Annotated in this window: 13 protein-coding genes; 7 read left to right on the top strand and 6 right to left on the bottom strand. The window is 66.2% G+C overall.

Translation table 11 applies throughout. From position 1 onward, the window contains the following. The 3 genes from WBG82_RS03920 to WBG82_RS03910 form a co-directional block, all read right to left on the bottom strand. Nucleotides 1–483 (bottom strand): BatA domain-containing protein (locus WBG82_RS03920; RefSeq protein ID WP_424421638.1); only part of this gene is annotated, 483 nt, incomplete at its 3' end. Nucleotides 484–488: 5 nt separating this feature from the next. After that, nucleotides 489–1,424 carry a DUF58 domain-containing protein gene (locus WBG82_RS03915; RefSeq protein WP_424421636.1) on the bottom strand — a complete coding sequence of 312 codons (936 nt, stop codon included), beginning with the start codon at nt 1,422–1,424 and terminating at the stop codon, nt 489–491. Between the two features lie 10 nt (nt 1,425–1,434). Beyond that, on the bottom strand, nt 1,435–2,430 hold the full coding sequence (locus WBG82_RS03910) for a MoxR family ATPase (RefSeq protein WP_324299346.1): 996 nt from the start codon (nt 2,428–2,430) through the stop codon (nt 1,435–1,437). A 142-nt stretch (nt 2,431–2,572) separates the two neighbouring features. On the opposite strand from WBG82_RS03910, the gene WBG82_RS03905 reads away from it, so the two are divergent. The 4 genes from WBG82_RS03905 (at nt 2,573) to hemN (ending at nt 6,556) form a co-directional block, all read left to right on the top strand. Continuing rightward, entirely contained in the window at nt 2,573–3,190 is a 618-nt protein-coding gene (locus WBG82_RS03905) for a DUF1285 domain-containing protein (RefSeq protein WP_424421634.1), read from the top strand. A gap of 12 nt (nt 3,191–3,202) precedes the next feature. Continuing rightward, nucleotides 3,203–3,838, top strand: coding sequence for a CoA pyrophosphatase (locus tag WBG82_RS03900; protein ID WP_424421631.1), 636 nt, complete (start codon nt 3,203–3,205; stop codon nt 3,836–3,838). Nucleotides 3,839–3,858: 20 nt separating this feature from the next. Then, the gene (locus WBG82_RS03895; RefSeq protein ID WP_424421628.1) at nt 3,859–5,109 is read left to right on the top strand and encodes a CCA tRNA nucleotidyltransferase; all 1,251 of its coding nucleotides are present in this window, start codon (nt 3,859–3,861) and stop codon (nt 5,107–5,109) included. 97 nt (nt 5,110–5,206) lie between these two features. Next, complete coding sequence (gene hemN, locus WBG82_RS03890) at nt 5,207–6,556, top strand: oxygen-independent coproporphyrinogen III oxidase (protein ID WP_424421625.1); 1,350 nt, start codon at nt 5,207–5,209, stop codon at nt 6,554–6,556. Between the two features lie 15 nt (nt 6,557–6,571). On the opposite strand, the gene WBG82_RS03885 is transcribed toward hemN, so the two are convergent. From WBG82_RS03885 to WBG82_RS03875, 3 genes are read right to left on the bottom strand one after another with little or no spacing between them, the layout of a single operon-like run. Next, the gene (locus WBG82_RS03885) at nt 6,572–7,048 is read right to left on the bottom strand and encodes an aminoacyl-tRNA deacylase (protein ID WP_424421623.1); all 477 of its coding nucleotides are present in this window, start codon (nt 7,046–7,048) and stop codon (nt 6,572–6,574) included. Nucleotides 7,049–7,062: 14 nt separating this feature from the next. Next, nucleotides 7,063–7,941, bottom strand: coding sequence for an oxygen-dependent coproporphyrinogen oxidase (gene hemF, locus WBG82_RS03880; protein WP_424421621.1), 879 nt, complete (start codon nt 7,939–7,941; stop codon nt 7,063–7,065). Next, nucleotides 7,938–8,480 carry a tRNA (cytidine(34)-2'-O)-methyltransferase gene (locus WBG82_RS03875; RefSeq protein WP_424421618.1) on the bottom strand — a complete coding sequence of 181 codons (543 nt, stop codon included), beginning with the start codon at nt 8,478–8,480 and terminating at the stop codon, nt 7,938–7,940. The genes hemF and WBG82_RS03875 overlap by 4 nt, the downstream gene beginning before the upstream one ends. Before the next feature lie 244 nt (nt 8,481–8,724). Here WBG82_RS03875 and petA point away from each other — a divergent pair, with 244 nt between their 5' ends. From petA to WBG82_RS03860, 3 genes are read left to right on the top strand one after another with little or no spacing between them, the layout of a single operon-like run. Further along, nucleotides 8,725–9,264: a ubiquinol-cytochrome c reductase iron-sulfur subunit gene (petA, locus tag WBG82_RS03870; protein WP_424421616.1), complete on the top strand. Its 540-nt coding sequence runs from the start codon at nt 8,725–8,727 to the stop codon at nt 9,262–9,264. Nucleotides 9,265–9,277: 13 nt separating this feature from the next. Beyond that, complete coding sequence (locus WBG82_RS03865) at nt 9,278–10,546, top strand: cytochrome b (RefSeq protein WP_424421613.1); 1,269 nt, start codon at nt 9,278–9,280, stop codon at nt 10,544–10,546. Between the two features lie 17 nt (nt 10,547–10,563). Further along, nucleotides 10,564–11,391, top strand: coding sequence for a cytochrome c1 (locus WBG82_RS03860; RefSeq protein ID WP_424421610.1), 828 nt, complete (start codon nt 10,564–10,566; stop codon nt 11,389–11,391). Nucleotides 11,392–11,496 lie beyond the last annotated feature (105 nt).

Below are 11,496 nucleotides of genomic sequence, written 5' to 3'. Positions count from 1 at the left end.
GGGCTGGAGGGCGCGGGCGCGCGCCGAGGCGTCGTCGGCCGAGCCGAAGGTGAGTTCGGGGGGCGTGGCGGCGGGCGCCGTGCCGACGATGAGGACGGGGCGGTTGTCGCGCCGCGCCTCGGTCATGAGCGCGTCGATGGCGTTGGCGCGGTCGCGCCAGTGCGCGCCGGAGGCCCAGCCATTGTCGACGATGATGAGCAGCGGCCCGGAGCCTGCGACCTTCGGCGCCGGGTTCCAGAGCGGATCGGCAAGCGCGATGACGATGAGAGCGGCGAGCACGGAGCGCAGGATCAGCAGCCAGAGCGGCGTGTGGGCCGGTGTTTCCTCCTCGGGGGCGAGGCCGATGAGAAAGCGGATCGCGGGAAAGCGCACGCGCTTGGGAAGCGGAGGGCTGATCCTGAGCAGCCACCAGATCGCGGGGAGAACGGCGAGCCCGAGGAGCATCCAGGGGCTGGCGAAGGCGAGCGCGCCGAGATGAAGCATCGCGTTCACGCCCCCGGACGCGACGGCCTGCGGGCGTCGATCGGGCCGGACAATGCGCCGTAAAGCGCAAGAAGCGCCGTATGCGGCGCACGGTCCGTGCGGTGGGTGGCGAAGGTGAAGTTGAGCCGCTGCGCCGCGTCCATGATGCGGTTGCGATGAAGGGCGAGCTGCGCGTGATAGGCGCCGCGCAGCCGCTCGGCGCGGCCGCGCATCAGGCGGAGATTTTCCTCGATCCCTTCAAATTCCGTGCGACCGGTGAAGGGGAAATCCTCCTCCGCCGGATCGAGCACCTGGATCAGATGGCCCTGTATCCCGTCCGCCGCATAGCCCTTGAGGCAGGCGACGATGTCGTCGGCGGGCGAGAGAAAATCGCTGATGAGAACGACCTGCGCATAGCGCGGCAGGCGCTGGGGCGGCGGCAGGCTCGACTGATTGCCCGGTTCCGATGTGTCGATGAGCGCATGCGCCATGCGGCGCAGGGCGGTGCGGCCCGCTGTTGCGGTCGCGCCGCCGCCGAGCGGCGCCACGCTCTCGCCGCCCTGGACGAGGAGCGATGTCAGTGCGAGCGCGAGCACGGTGGCGCGGTCCTTCTTCGTCGACAGCGCAAGCTCCGAGGCATAGTCCATGGAGGGTGAGCCATCGCGCCATATCCAGACGCTTTCGGCGGCTTCGAGTTCGATCTCGCGCACGAAAAGATGGCGCGAGCGGGCGGAGTGGCGCCAGTCGACGCTCGCGGCCGTGTCGCCCTCGCGGAAGCGGCGGAACTGCCAGAAGCTTTCCCCCATTCCCGTGCGCCTGCGGCCATGCACGCCCTGCGCGACGGTGCTGGCGATGCGCTCGGCCTCCGCCGCCAGCGGCGGCAGCGCTTCGGCCAGCGCTTCGGCCTGCTCGCGAAGGCCCGTCGCTGCCGGTGTGGCCGCCAGTGAGAAGGGAAGCCGCATGGCGCTGGCCCTAAATGTTGCGGCAGAGACGCTCGATGACGCCGCTGACGGTGACGCCCTCCGCACGCGCCGAGAAATTGAGCGCCATGCGGTGGCGCAGCACCGGCGCCGCCAGCACCTTCACATCCTCGATCGAGGGCGAGAAGCGCCCGTCGATGAGCGCGCGGGCGCGCACGGCGAGCATCAGCGCCTGGCTGGCGCGCGGGCCTGGGCCCCAGGCGACATGACGCTCGACCTCGGCGGAGGCGCCCTCTTCGGGGCGGGCGGCGCGCACAAGCTCGAGGATCGCGTTCACGACCTTCTCGCCCACCGGCACACGGCGCACGAGGCGCTGCGCGGCGCGCAGGTCCTCCGCCGTCATCGCCGGGCGCACCGTCGTTTCCTCGAGGCCCGTCGTCGTCAGCAGCATGCGCCTTTCGGCCTCGAGGTCGGGATAGTTGACGTCGATCTGCATGAGGAAGCGGTCGAGCTGCGCTTCGGGGAGCGGATAGGTTCCCTCCTGTTCCAGCGGGTTCTGCGTCGCGAGCACATGGAAGGGCGAGGGCAGCTCGTAGCGCACGCCCGCCACCGTCACCTGCTTTTCCTGCATGGCCTGCAGCAGCGCCGACTGCGTGCGGGGGCTGGCGCGGTTGATTTCGTCGGCCATCAGCAACTGGCAGAAGACCGGGCCCTTGATGAAGCGGAAGCTTCTGTGGCCGCGTTCAGATTCCTCCAGCACTTCCGAGCCCAGAATATCGGCGGGCATGAGGTCGGGGGTGAACTGCACGCGCTTGTCGTCGAGCCCGAGCACCGCCCCCATGGTGTGGACGAGCAGCGTCTTCGCCAGGCCCGGCACGCCCACAAGGAGCGCGTGGCCGCCCGCCAGCACGGTGACGAGCGTCTGGTCGATCACCTGCTCCTGGCCGTAAATGACTTCGCCAATGGCCGCACGCGCCGCCGCGATCTTTGCGCCGGTGGCCTCGATTTCCTGAACGGCGTTACCGTCCGCTTCACTGAGTGTCTGCATTGACCTAAGTATAAAGAATGCTATGGCCTTTCAGAAGCGAAAGGCGTGGCAGGCCGCCACTGGCCGCCGGCCACCATTCGCAATGGGCTTCTTGACGATATTATGGCCGGCCGCGTGGTTTGGCATCAGGGAAGCGGAGAGTATGGCGTCGTCCACCGAAAAGAAGGCAGAAGAGACACAGGCCCACAACCCGGCGGGGCTCCTTTCCGCCGCGGAAGCGGAGGGCATGAAGGCGCGCGGCCTGCCGCCGGTCCACCTGTGGAATCCGGATTTCTGCGGCGACCTCGACATGCGAATCGCTCGCGACGGCACCTGGTTCTATATGGGCACGCCGATCGGCCGCGAACGGCTCGTCCGCCTCTTCTCGACCATTCTCCGGCATGACGAGGACGGGAAGTACTACCTCGTCACGCCCGTCGAGAAAGTGGGGATCAGGGTCGACGACGCGCCCTTCGTGGGGGTCGCCATGTCCGTCGAGGGAAGCGGCCGCGAGCAGGTTCTGAGCTTCACGACCAATGTCGGCGATCTGACGGTCGCGGGGAAGGAGCATCCGATCCGCTTCGTCGTCAATGCCGCGACGGGGGAGCCCGCGCCTTACGTCCATGTGCGCGCGCGGCTCGAGGCGCTCATCAATCGCGCCGTCTTCTACGATCTCGTGGAACTCGGCGTCGAAGAGGAACATGAAGGCCGGCGATGGTTCGGCGTCTGGTCGGGGGGCGTGTTCTTCCCCTTCAGGCCGGCCGAGGAGATGGCGGTCTAGGCCGCGGCAACCATGAATGACTACCGCTCGAGGATACTCGCCCATGTGGACCCCGCGCCGCCGACGCTCGAGGTCATGCTTGGGCCGACCGCGCCACGGGGGGATGGCGACCTCGCGCCGCTCGACTGGGTCGATCGCGATCAGCGCCCGGTCCTGCGGCCGGCCGCCGTGCTCGTTCCCGTGGTCGAATATCCGGATCAGCCGAAGGTGCTGCTGACGCGCCGCTCCGACAATCTCGGCAATCACGCGGGCCAGGTCGCCTTTCCCGGCGGCAAGATGGACCCCGGCGAGCTTCCGGCGCAGACGGCGCTGCGCGAGGCCGACGAGGAGGTGGGGCTCAAATCCGCTTTCGTGGAGATCGCGGGCTATCTCGACACTTACGAGACGGGAACGGGCTTTCGCATCATGCCCGTGGTCGGCTTCGTGCGGCCGGGCTTCACGCTCAGAATTCAGGATGCGGAGGTGGCGGAAGTCTTCGAGGTGCCGCTCTCCTTTCTGATGAATCCGCTGAATCATCAGCGGCATCGCGCCACATGGCGCGGGCGGGAGCGCGAATACTATGCCATGCCCTATAATGGCCATTACATATGGGGTGCGACGGCCGGCATGCTGAAGAACATGTATGACCGGATCTTCGCCGCTCAATAACAATCCGAGGGAGTGACGCGATGAGTGCCGAGAAAGAGCTTGCCCGCGCCGAGTGGCTGAACGATGCCGATACGCGCGCCGTCATGGATGCGCTCGCCTCGGGCGGCGGCGTTTCCCGCTTCGTCGGCGGCGCCGTGCGCAATGCGCTTCTCGGCGAGCCCGTCACCGACATCGACATCGCGACGAGCGAGACGCCGGAACGCGCGCAGGAACTCCTGACGGCAAAGGGCGTCAAGGTCGTTCCCACCGGACTTGCCCATGGCACGATCACGGCGGTCACGCCGACGCGTCATTTCGAGATCACCACGCTCCGCGTCGACATGAAGACGGATGGTCGCCGCGCCGAGGTCGCCTTCACCGGCGACTGGCTGGAGGATGCGAAGCGGCGCGATTTCACCATCAACGCGCTTTATGCCGATGCCGACGGCACGGTGCACGATCCGCTCGGCGCGGGGCGCGATGATCTCAAGGCGCGGCGCGTCCGCTTCATCGGCGATGCGGAAGCGCGCATCCGCGAGGATTATCTGCGCATCCTGCGCTTCTTCCGTATGCATGCGCATTATGGCAGGGGCGAGCCCGATGCGGAGGGGCTCAAGGCCTGCGCCGCCCTGCGCGAGGGGCTTCGCCTGCTTTCGGGCGAGCGCGTGCGCGACGAGTTGCTGAAGATCGCCGCCGCGGACGAGGCGGCCGCCGCCTTCCGCCAGATGGCCGCCGCCGGCATCCTCTCGGTCGTGCTGCCCGAGGCCTCGCGCCTCGACCGCTTCGAAAAGCTCGTCGACATCGAGGCGAACCAGCTCTTCACCTGCGACGCGGTGCTGCGGCTCGCCTCCATGCTCGATCTCGACGAGGCGGGTGTGGCGGCGCTCGCCGACCGGCTCCGGCTTTCCAACAAGGATCGTGACCGCATCTCCAGGGCGCTCAACGACAAGACGAAGATCGTCTCCTATCTCTCCATGCGGGAGATGCGCCGCGCGGTCTATGTGATGGGCCGTGACCTCTTCAAGGACCGGGTCATGCTCGGCTGGGGGAACGACCGCAAGGATCACAACAATTTCCAGTGGCGCGCGCTGCTCGCCATGGCCGATAGCTGGGAGCGGCCCGAAATGCCGCTGACCGGCCAGATGATCAAGGCGGCCGGCGTTCCCGAGGGGCCGGAGATCGGGCGCGTCCGGCGCGAGGTCGAGGAATGGTGGATCGATTCCGATTTCACCGATGACGAGTTCTCGATCATCGAGCGGCTGAAGGCGATCGTGCAGGCGACCGTCTATTGAGGCGAGGCGCGGGCCTCGCGCGAAGGCGCGGCGTTTCGCCTCCCCCGCGACAAAGCGGCCAATTTCCAAGCGCATGCGGGGGACGTAGCGTTCCCCCATGCGAGCCGATCTCATAGAGCGATACGATCTGCGGGTTCCCCGCTACACCTCCTATCCGACAGCGCCGCATTTCGGCCCGCGCGTCGATGCGGCGCGCTATGAGGAATGGCTCGGCGCTCTCGCGCCCGACACGCCGCTCTCGCTCTATGCGCATGTCGCCTATTGCGCGGAGATGTGCTGGTTCTGCGGCTGCCACACCAAGGCGACGAAGAAATATGCGCCGGTGGCGGATTATCTCGATGCGCTTCTGGCGGAAATCTCGCTCGTCGCCTCGAAGCTCCCGGCGCGCATGGGCGTGCGCCACATCCATTTCGGCGGCGGCAGCCCCACCGTTCTGACGCCTGACGATTTCACGCGCATGGTCGATGCGATGCGGGCGCGCTTCGATCTCCTGCCCGGCGCGGAGGTCGCGGTCGAACTCGATCCACGAACGGCGGATGAAGCCTATGTGGCGGCGATGGCCAAGGCGGGCGTCACCCGCGCTTCCATTGGCGTGCAGGACTTCAATCCGAAGGTTCAGGCGGCGATCAATCGCATCCAGCCTTTCGAGGTGACGGAGCGCGTCATCCTGTGGCTGCGGGCGCATGGCATCGGCGCCGTCAACATGGATCTCTGCTACGGGCTTCCTTATCAGACAGTCGCGAGCGTCATCGAGACAGTGGAGCGCGGCGCCGCGCTCGCGCCCGCGCGCATCGCGCTTTTCGGCTATGCCCATGTGCCCTGGATGAAGACGCATCAGCGGCTCATTCCCGAGGACGCGCTGCCCGACATGGCGGAGCGCTGGCGCCAATATGAAGCGGCATCGGCGCGGCTTCAGGCGCTCGGCTATGTCGCGATCGGGCTCGATCATTTCGCGCTGCCGGACGACGAACTCGTGCTTGCGCAGAAAAGGGGCGCGCTCCATCGTAATTTTCAGGGCTACACGACCGACAGCGCGCCGGCGCTCATCGGCTTCGGGGCCTCCGCCATTGGCTCGCTGCCGCAGGGCTATGCGGCGAATGAAATCGCCATCGACCGCTACAAGGCGCTTGTGCGCGAGGGGCGCCTTCCCATTGCGCGCGGCATCGAGATCACGGGCGAGGACAAGCTTCGCCGCGCGATCATCGAACGGCTCATGTGCGACATGGGTGTCGATCTCGACGAGGTGCTGGCGGCGCATGGCGCGGCCGGGGAGAGCTTCGAGAGCGAGCTTGCCTCGCTCGCCGCGCTCGAGACCGACGGCATCGTCCGCCGCGAAGGCCGCCGCCTCGTCATGACCGAGGAGGGCAAGCCTCTCGTGCGCGCCGTCTGCGCCGCCTTCGACCGCTATCTCGACAGGGGCGAGGCGCGGCACTCCAGAGCCGTCTAGAGAGGGCCGTCCAGATCAGGCGATGGGCGCGAGGCGGCCTTCCGTCGCCTTCAGCAATTCGCCGGGCGCGATTTCGAGTTCGAGGCCGAAGGCGCCGCCGCTCACATAGATCGTCTCGAAGGCTTCCGCGCTCGCATCGAGAAAGGTCGGCAGTTTCTTTTTCTGCCCGAGCGGGCTGCAGGCGCCCATCTGATAGCCGGTCGTCTTCACGGCTTTCTCTTTCGCCGCGAGATCGACGCGCTTGGCGCCGATCTCCCGCGCCAGCGCCTTGCGGTCGAGATCGCGCGAGGCGGGAACGATGGCGACCGCGAGCTTGCCGTCATCCGCCTCGACGATCAGCGTCTTGAAAAGGCGCGCCGGGTCGAGGCCGCCCGCCTCGGCCATTTCGAGCGCGGAGGTCTTGCGGTCTTTCGGCACCGGCACCTCGCGGAACGTACCCTTGTAGCCGTTGAGGCGCAGAAAGCGCTGCGCCGCCGTCTCGCCCTTGGCCATCGGTCGTCAGGCCTTCACGGCCACTTCACCTCGGGCGGCATGGAGGACAGGATCGAGTTCACATTGCCGCCGGTCTTGAGGCCGAAAACCGTGCCGCGGTCGTAAAGCAGGTTGAACTCGACATAGCGGCCGCGGCGGATGAGCTGCTCCTCGCGCTCCTCCGGCGTCCACGCCTCGTTCATGTGGCGGCGGACGAGAGCCGGATAGATGTCGAGAAAGGCGCGCCCGACATCCTGCGTGAAGGCGAAGTCCTTCTCCCAGTCGCCCGTGTCGTGGTGGTCATAGAAGATGCCACCCGTGCCGCGCGCTTCGTTGCGGTGGGGCAGGAAGAAATATTCGTCGCACCATTTCTTGAAGCGCGGGTAGTAGCTCGCATCATGCTTGTCGCAGGCGCGCTTGTAGGCGGTATGGAAGTCGATCGTGTCGGGGTGGTCGTCGCGGCGCTGGATGTCTAGCACGGGCGTCAGATCGCCGCCGCCGCCGAACCAGGCTTTCGTCGTCACGACATGGCGCGTGTTCATGTGAACGGCGGGCACGCGCGGGTTCTGCATATGGGCGATGAGCGAGATGCCCGAGGCCCAGAAGCGCGGGTCTTCCTCTGCGCCCTGCATCTGCTTGCGGAAATCCTCCGAGAATTCGCCATGCACGGTCGAGATGTGAACGCCGACCTTCTCGAAGACGCGGCCATGCATGATCGACATTTCGCCGCCGCCTTCGTCCTTCGTGCCGTCGCCGCGCGTCCAGGGGGTGCGGACGAAGCGGCCGGGCTCGCGCTCCGCATAGGTGCCGGCAAGCTCGTCCTCCAGCTTCTCGAATTCGGCGCAAATCATGTCGCGCAATTCGCGAAACCAGGCCGCCGCGCGCGCCTTTCGCTTTTCGGTGAGATCCGTCATGCCCCGCCTCCTGAAATTGACGCCGCCTTTGTAGCGGCCGGAAACGCTCCTGTCTGCCTCAAGCCCTCGCCAAGCACCATGGCTGCGGCGATCGCGACATTGAGGGAGCGGGCATCCGGGCGCATGGGCACGGTGAGGCGCGCGTCGGCCCGCTCATGGACATGGGACGGGGCACCGACCGATTCCCGGCCGAGGAGAAGCGTGTCGCCCGGGCGGAACGAGAAGCGCCAATAGGGCTCGGCGCTCTTCGTCGTCAGTAGGACGAGGCGCCCGCCCTTTTCGCCGCCGAAGCAGCCGCCGCCGAACTGGCGGGCGGCCAGAAAAGCCTCCCAGCTCGCGTGCCGCGTCACCTCCGCAAGGCCGATATAGTCGAGGCCGGCCCGCCTGACCCCTCGGTCGCCCCAAGGGAAACCACAGGGTTCGATCACATCGACCGGGACACCGAGGCAGGCCCCGAGGCGGATCAGCGTGCCGGTGTTCTGGGGAATGTCGGGCTCGAAAAGGGCAAGGCGCATGGGTCTCTTCCGGCTCGGGGACATTGATTGAACTATGCGGCGATGCGTCATCCTGCCACAGTGAAGCCGGGGCTGGACAAGCTCCCCGATGGATGCCACAAAACGCCGCATATGGGGCGAAGTCCGGGGATTCGGTCCCGGAATCGGGGGCTTTCGCTCTTAATATGCGGGTGTGCCGCGTCGCTTCGACCTTGGGGGAGTTCCTCGAAGGGCCGCCGGAAGGGGTGGGAGAGCGGCGTCTGGCCTTTCATTCAAGGAGACCTCAACCGTGGCAGAAATCCACGCGGACGAGCCCACACGGCGCGACTTCCTTTATGTGGCCACTGGCGCCTTCGCTGCCGTCGGAGCAGCCGCCGCCGTCTGGCCGCTCATCGACCAGATGAACCCGGACGCCTCGGTTCTGGCGCTCGCCTCCACCGAGGTCGATCTTTCCAACGTCCCGGTCGGTCAGGAAATCACGATCAAGTGGCGCGGCAAGCCGGTCTTCGTGCGTCACCGCTCCGAGGCGGAGATCAAGGCGGCCGACGACGTCGATGTCGCCTCGCTTCCCGATCCCGAGACGGACGACCAGCGCGTGATGAAGGGCCCGAATGGCGAGCTCGAGCGGCAGTGGCTCGTGCTCATCGGCATCTGCACCCATCTGGGCTGCGTGCCGCTCGCCTACAAGGGCGAATACAACGGCTACTTCTGCCCCTGCCACGGCTCGGTCTACGACACCTCCGGCCGCATCAGAAAGGGGCCCGCGCCGCTCAACCTCGCGGTTCCGCCCTATTCGTTCATTTCCGACACCAAGATAAAAATCGGCTGAGGGGACGCGAAATATGAGCGGTCACAGCACTTACAATCCCGGCAACGGCTTCACGCGCTGGCTCGATGCGCGCCTGCCGATCGTCCGGCTCGCACATGACACGGCGGTGAGCTACCCCGTGCCGAAGAATCTCAACTACTGGTGGACGTTCGGCGGCATCCTCACCATGTGCCTTGCCGTCCAGATCGTCACCGGCATCGTGCTCGCCATGCACTATGTCCCGCAGACGGAACTGGCCTTCGCCAGCGTCGAGCACATCATGCGCGACGTGAACTATGGCTGGCTGCTTCGCTACATCCATGCGAACGGCGCGTCGATGTTCTTCATCGCCGTCTATGTCCACATGTTCCGCGGCCTCTATTACGGCTCCTACAAGGCGCCGCGCGAGGTGCTGTGGATTCTCGGCGTGCTCATCTATCTGCTGATGATGGCGACGGCCTTCTTCGGTTACGTGCTTCCCTGGGGCCAGATGAGCTTCTGGGGCGCGACCGTGATCACCAACCTCTTCAGCGCGATCCCGTTTGTCGGCCAGTCGATCTCGACCTGGCTCTGGGGCGGTTTCTCGATCGGCGATCCGACGCTCAACCGCTTCTTCTCGCTGCACTATCTCTTCCCGTTCCTCATCGCCGGCGTTGTCATCCTGCATATCTGGGCGCTGCATGTGACCGGGCAGAACAATCCGGCAGGCATCGAGGTCAAGAACAAGGATCAGGACACGGTTCCCTTCACGCCCTATGCGACGGCGAAGGACCTGTTCGGCATGTCGATCTTCCTGCTGATGTTCGCCTTCTTCGTGTTCTTCAATCCGAACTCGCTCGGCGACGTCGCGAACTACGAGGTGGCCAATCCGCTGAAGACGCCGCCCCACATCGTGCCGGAGTGGTACCTGCTGCCCTTCTACGCGATCCTTCGCGCGGTGCCCGACAAGCTCGGCGGCGTGCTGCTCATGTTCGGCGCCATCGGCATCCTTTTCGTGCTGCCCTGGCTCGACACGTCGAAGGTGCGCTCGGCGCGCTTCCGCCCGCTCTTCAAGCAGTTCTTCTGGATCCACTTCGTGGTGTGTCTGGGGCTTGGCTGGTGCGGTGCCAAGACGCCCGACATGGTCGTCATGCAGGTCGGCGAGATCGCCTTCACCGTGACGCATCTCGCGCGCATCCTGACCTTCTACTACTTCTTCCACTTCCTCGTTCTCTTCCCCGTGCTGGGGCTGATCGAGAAGCCGAAGCAGCTGCCTGAGAGCATCGCCGCATCGGTTCTTGGCAAATCCGCCGCGAAGAACTGAGCAGGGGAGAGAGCCAAATGACAAAGATGATCGGAACTTCTTCCCGCTCGCGCTTCGGCGTGAAGCTCGCAGGCATCGCCGCGGTTGCGGCGGTAGCCTTCGGCGCGGTCTTCACGCTGTCGGCGCCCGTTCGCGCCGAGGGCGGCGAGGCCCATCTGAAGCAGGTGAACTGGTCCTTCGACGGGCCGTTCGGCACCTATGACCGCGACGCGCTGCGCCGCGGCTACAAGGTCTACAAGGAAGTCTGCGCGACCTGCCACTCGGCCAAGTATCTGCACTTCCGCAATCTCGGCGAGCCGGGCGGACCGGAGTTCTCCGAGGCTGAGGTGAAGGCGCTTGCCGCCGAAATCAAGGTTCAGGACGGGCCGGACGCCCAGGGCGAGATGTTCGAGCGCGACGGCAAGCCCAGCGACGCCTTCCCCTCGCCCTATCCGAACGAAGAAGCGGCCGCGGCCGCGCTCGGCGCCGCGCCGCCGGATCTCTCGCTCATGGCCAAGGCGCGCGAGGGCGGGGCGACCTACATCTACACGCTGCTCACGAGCTATGCGGAAGCCCCGGCGGACGTCACCGTTCCGGCGGGCGGCCATTACAACCCGGCCTTCACGGCGGGCGGCGGCATCATCGCCATGCCGGCGCCGCTCAGCGACGGCCAGGTCGACTATGAGGACGGCACGCCGAACACCCTCGATCAGCAGTCGAAGGACGTGGCGGAATTCATGATGTGGATGGCCGAGCCCAAGCTCGAACAGCGCCACCGCCTCGGGTTCCAGGTCGCGCTCTACCTTCTCGCGCTGGCGGGGCTCCTCTATTTCGTGACGCGGAAGGTCTGGCAGGATCAGCACTGACGCCACACGGCATTTCGGGCGGAAAAGGGCCTCTCAGGAGGCCCTTTTTCATGTTCATCGCGGAATTTCTTGTTATGGTCCGGCCGGTTTGGCCGACGTAGCGGC

Origin of the sequence: Parvibaculum sp. (assembly GCF_049671045.1) — a bacterium.
Classification (GTDB): Bacteria; Pseudomonadota; Alphaproteobacteria; order Parvibaculales; family Parvibaculaceae; genus Parvibaculum.
This window is presented reverse-complemented; position numbering and strand designations above follow the sequence as displayed.

Coding starts and splice junctions, on each gene's coding strand:
- WBG82_RS03915 (WP_424421636.1), bottom strand. CDS start 1,424: ATGCGGCTTCCCTTCTCACTGGCGGCCACACCGGCAGCGACGGGCCTT.
- WBG82_RS03910 (WP_324299346.1), bottom strand. CDS start 2,430: ATGCAGACACTCAGTGAAGCGGACGGTAACGCCGTTCAGGAAATCGAG.
- WBG82_RS03905 (WP_424421634.1), top strand. CDS start 2,573: ATGGCGTCGTCCACCGAAAAGAAGGCAGAAGAGACACAGGCCCACAAC.
- WBG82_RS03900 (WP_424421631.1), top strand. CDS start 3,203: ATGAATGACTACCGCTCGAGGATACTCGCCCATGTGGACCCCGCGCCG.
- WBG82_RS03895 (WP_424421628.1), top strand. CDS start 3,859: ATGAGTGCCGAGAAAGAGCTTGCCCGCGCCGAGTGGCTGAACGATGCC.
- hemN (WP_424421625.1), top strand. CDS start 5,207: ATGCGAGCCGATCTCATAGAGCGATACGATCTGCGGGTTCCCCGCTAC.
- WBG82_RS03885 (WP_424421623.1), bottom strand. CDS start 7,048: ATGGCCAAGGGCGAGACGGCGGCGCAGCGCTTTCTGCGCCTCAACGGC.
- hemF (WP_424421621.1), bottom strand. CDS start 7,941: ATGACGGATCTCACCGAAAAGCGAAAGGCGCGCGCGGCGGCCTGGTTT.
- WBG82_RS03875 (WP_424421618.1), bottom strand. CDS start 8,480: ATGTCCCCGAGCCGGAAGAGACCCATGCGCCTTGCCCTTTTCGAGCCC.
- WBG82_RS03865 (WP_424421613.1), top strand. CDS start 9,278: ATGAGCGGTCACAGCACTTACAATCCCGGCAACGGCTTCACGCGCTGG.
- WBG82_RS03860 (WP_424421610.1), top strand. CDS start 10,564: ATGACAAAGATGATCGGAACTTCTTCCCGCTCGCGCTTCGGCGTGAAG.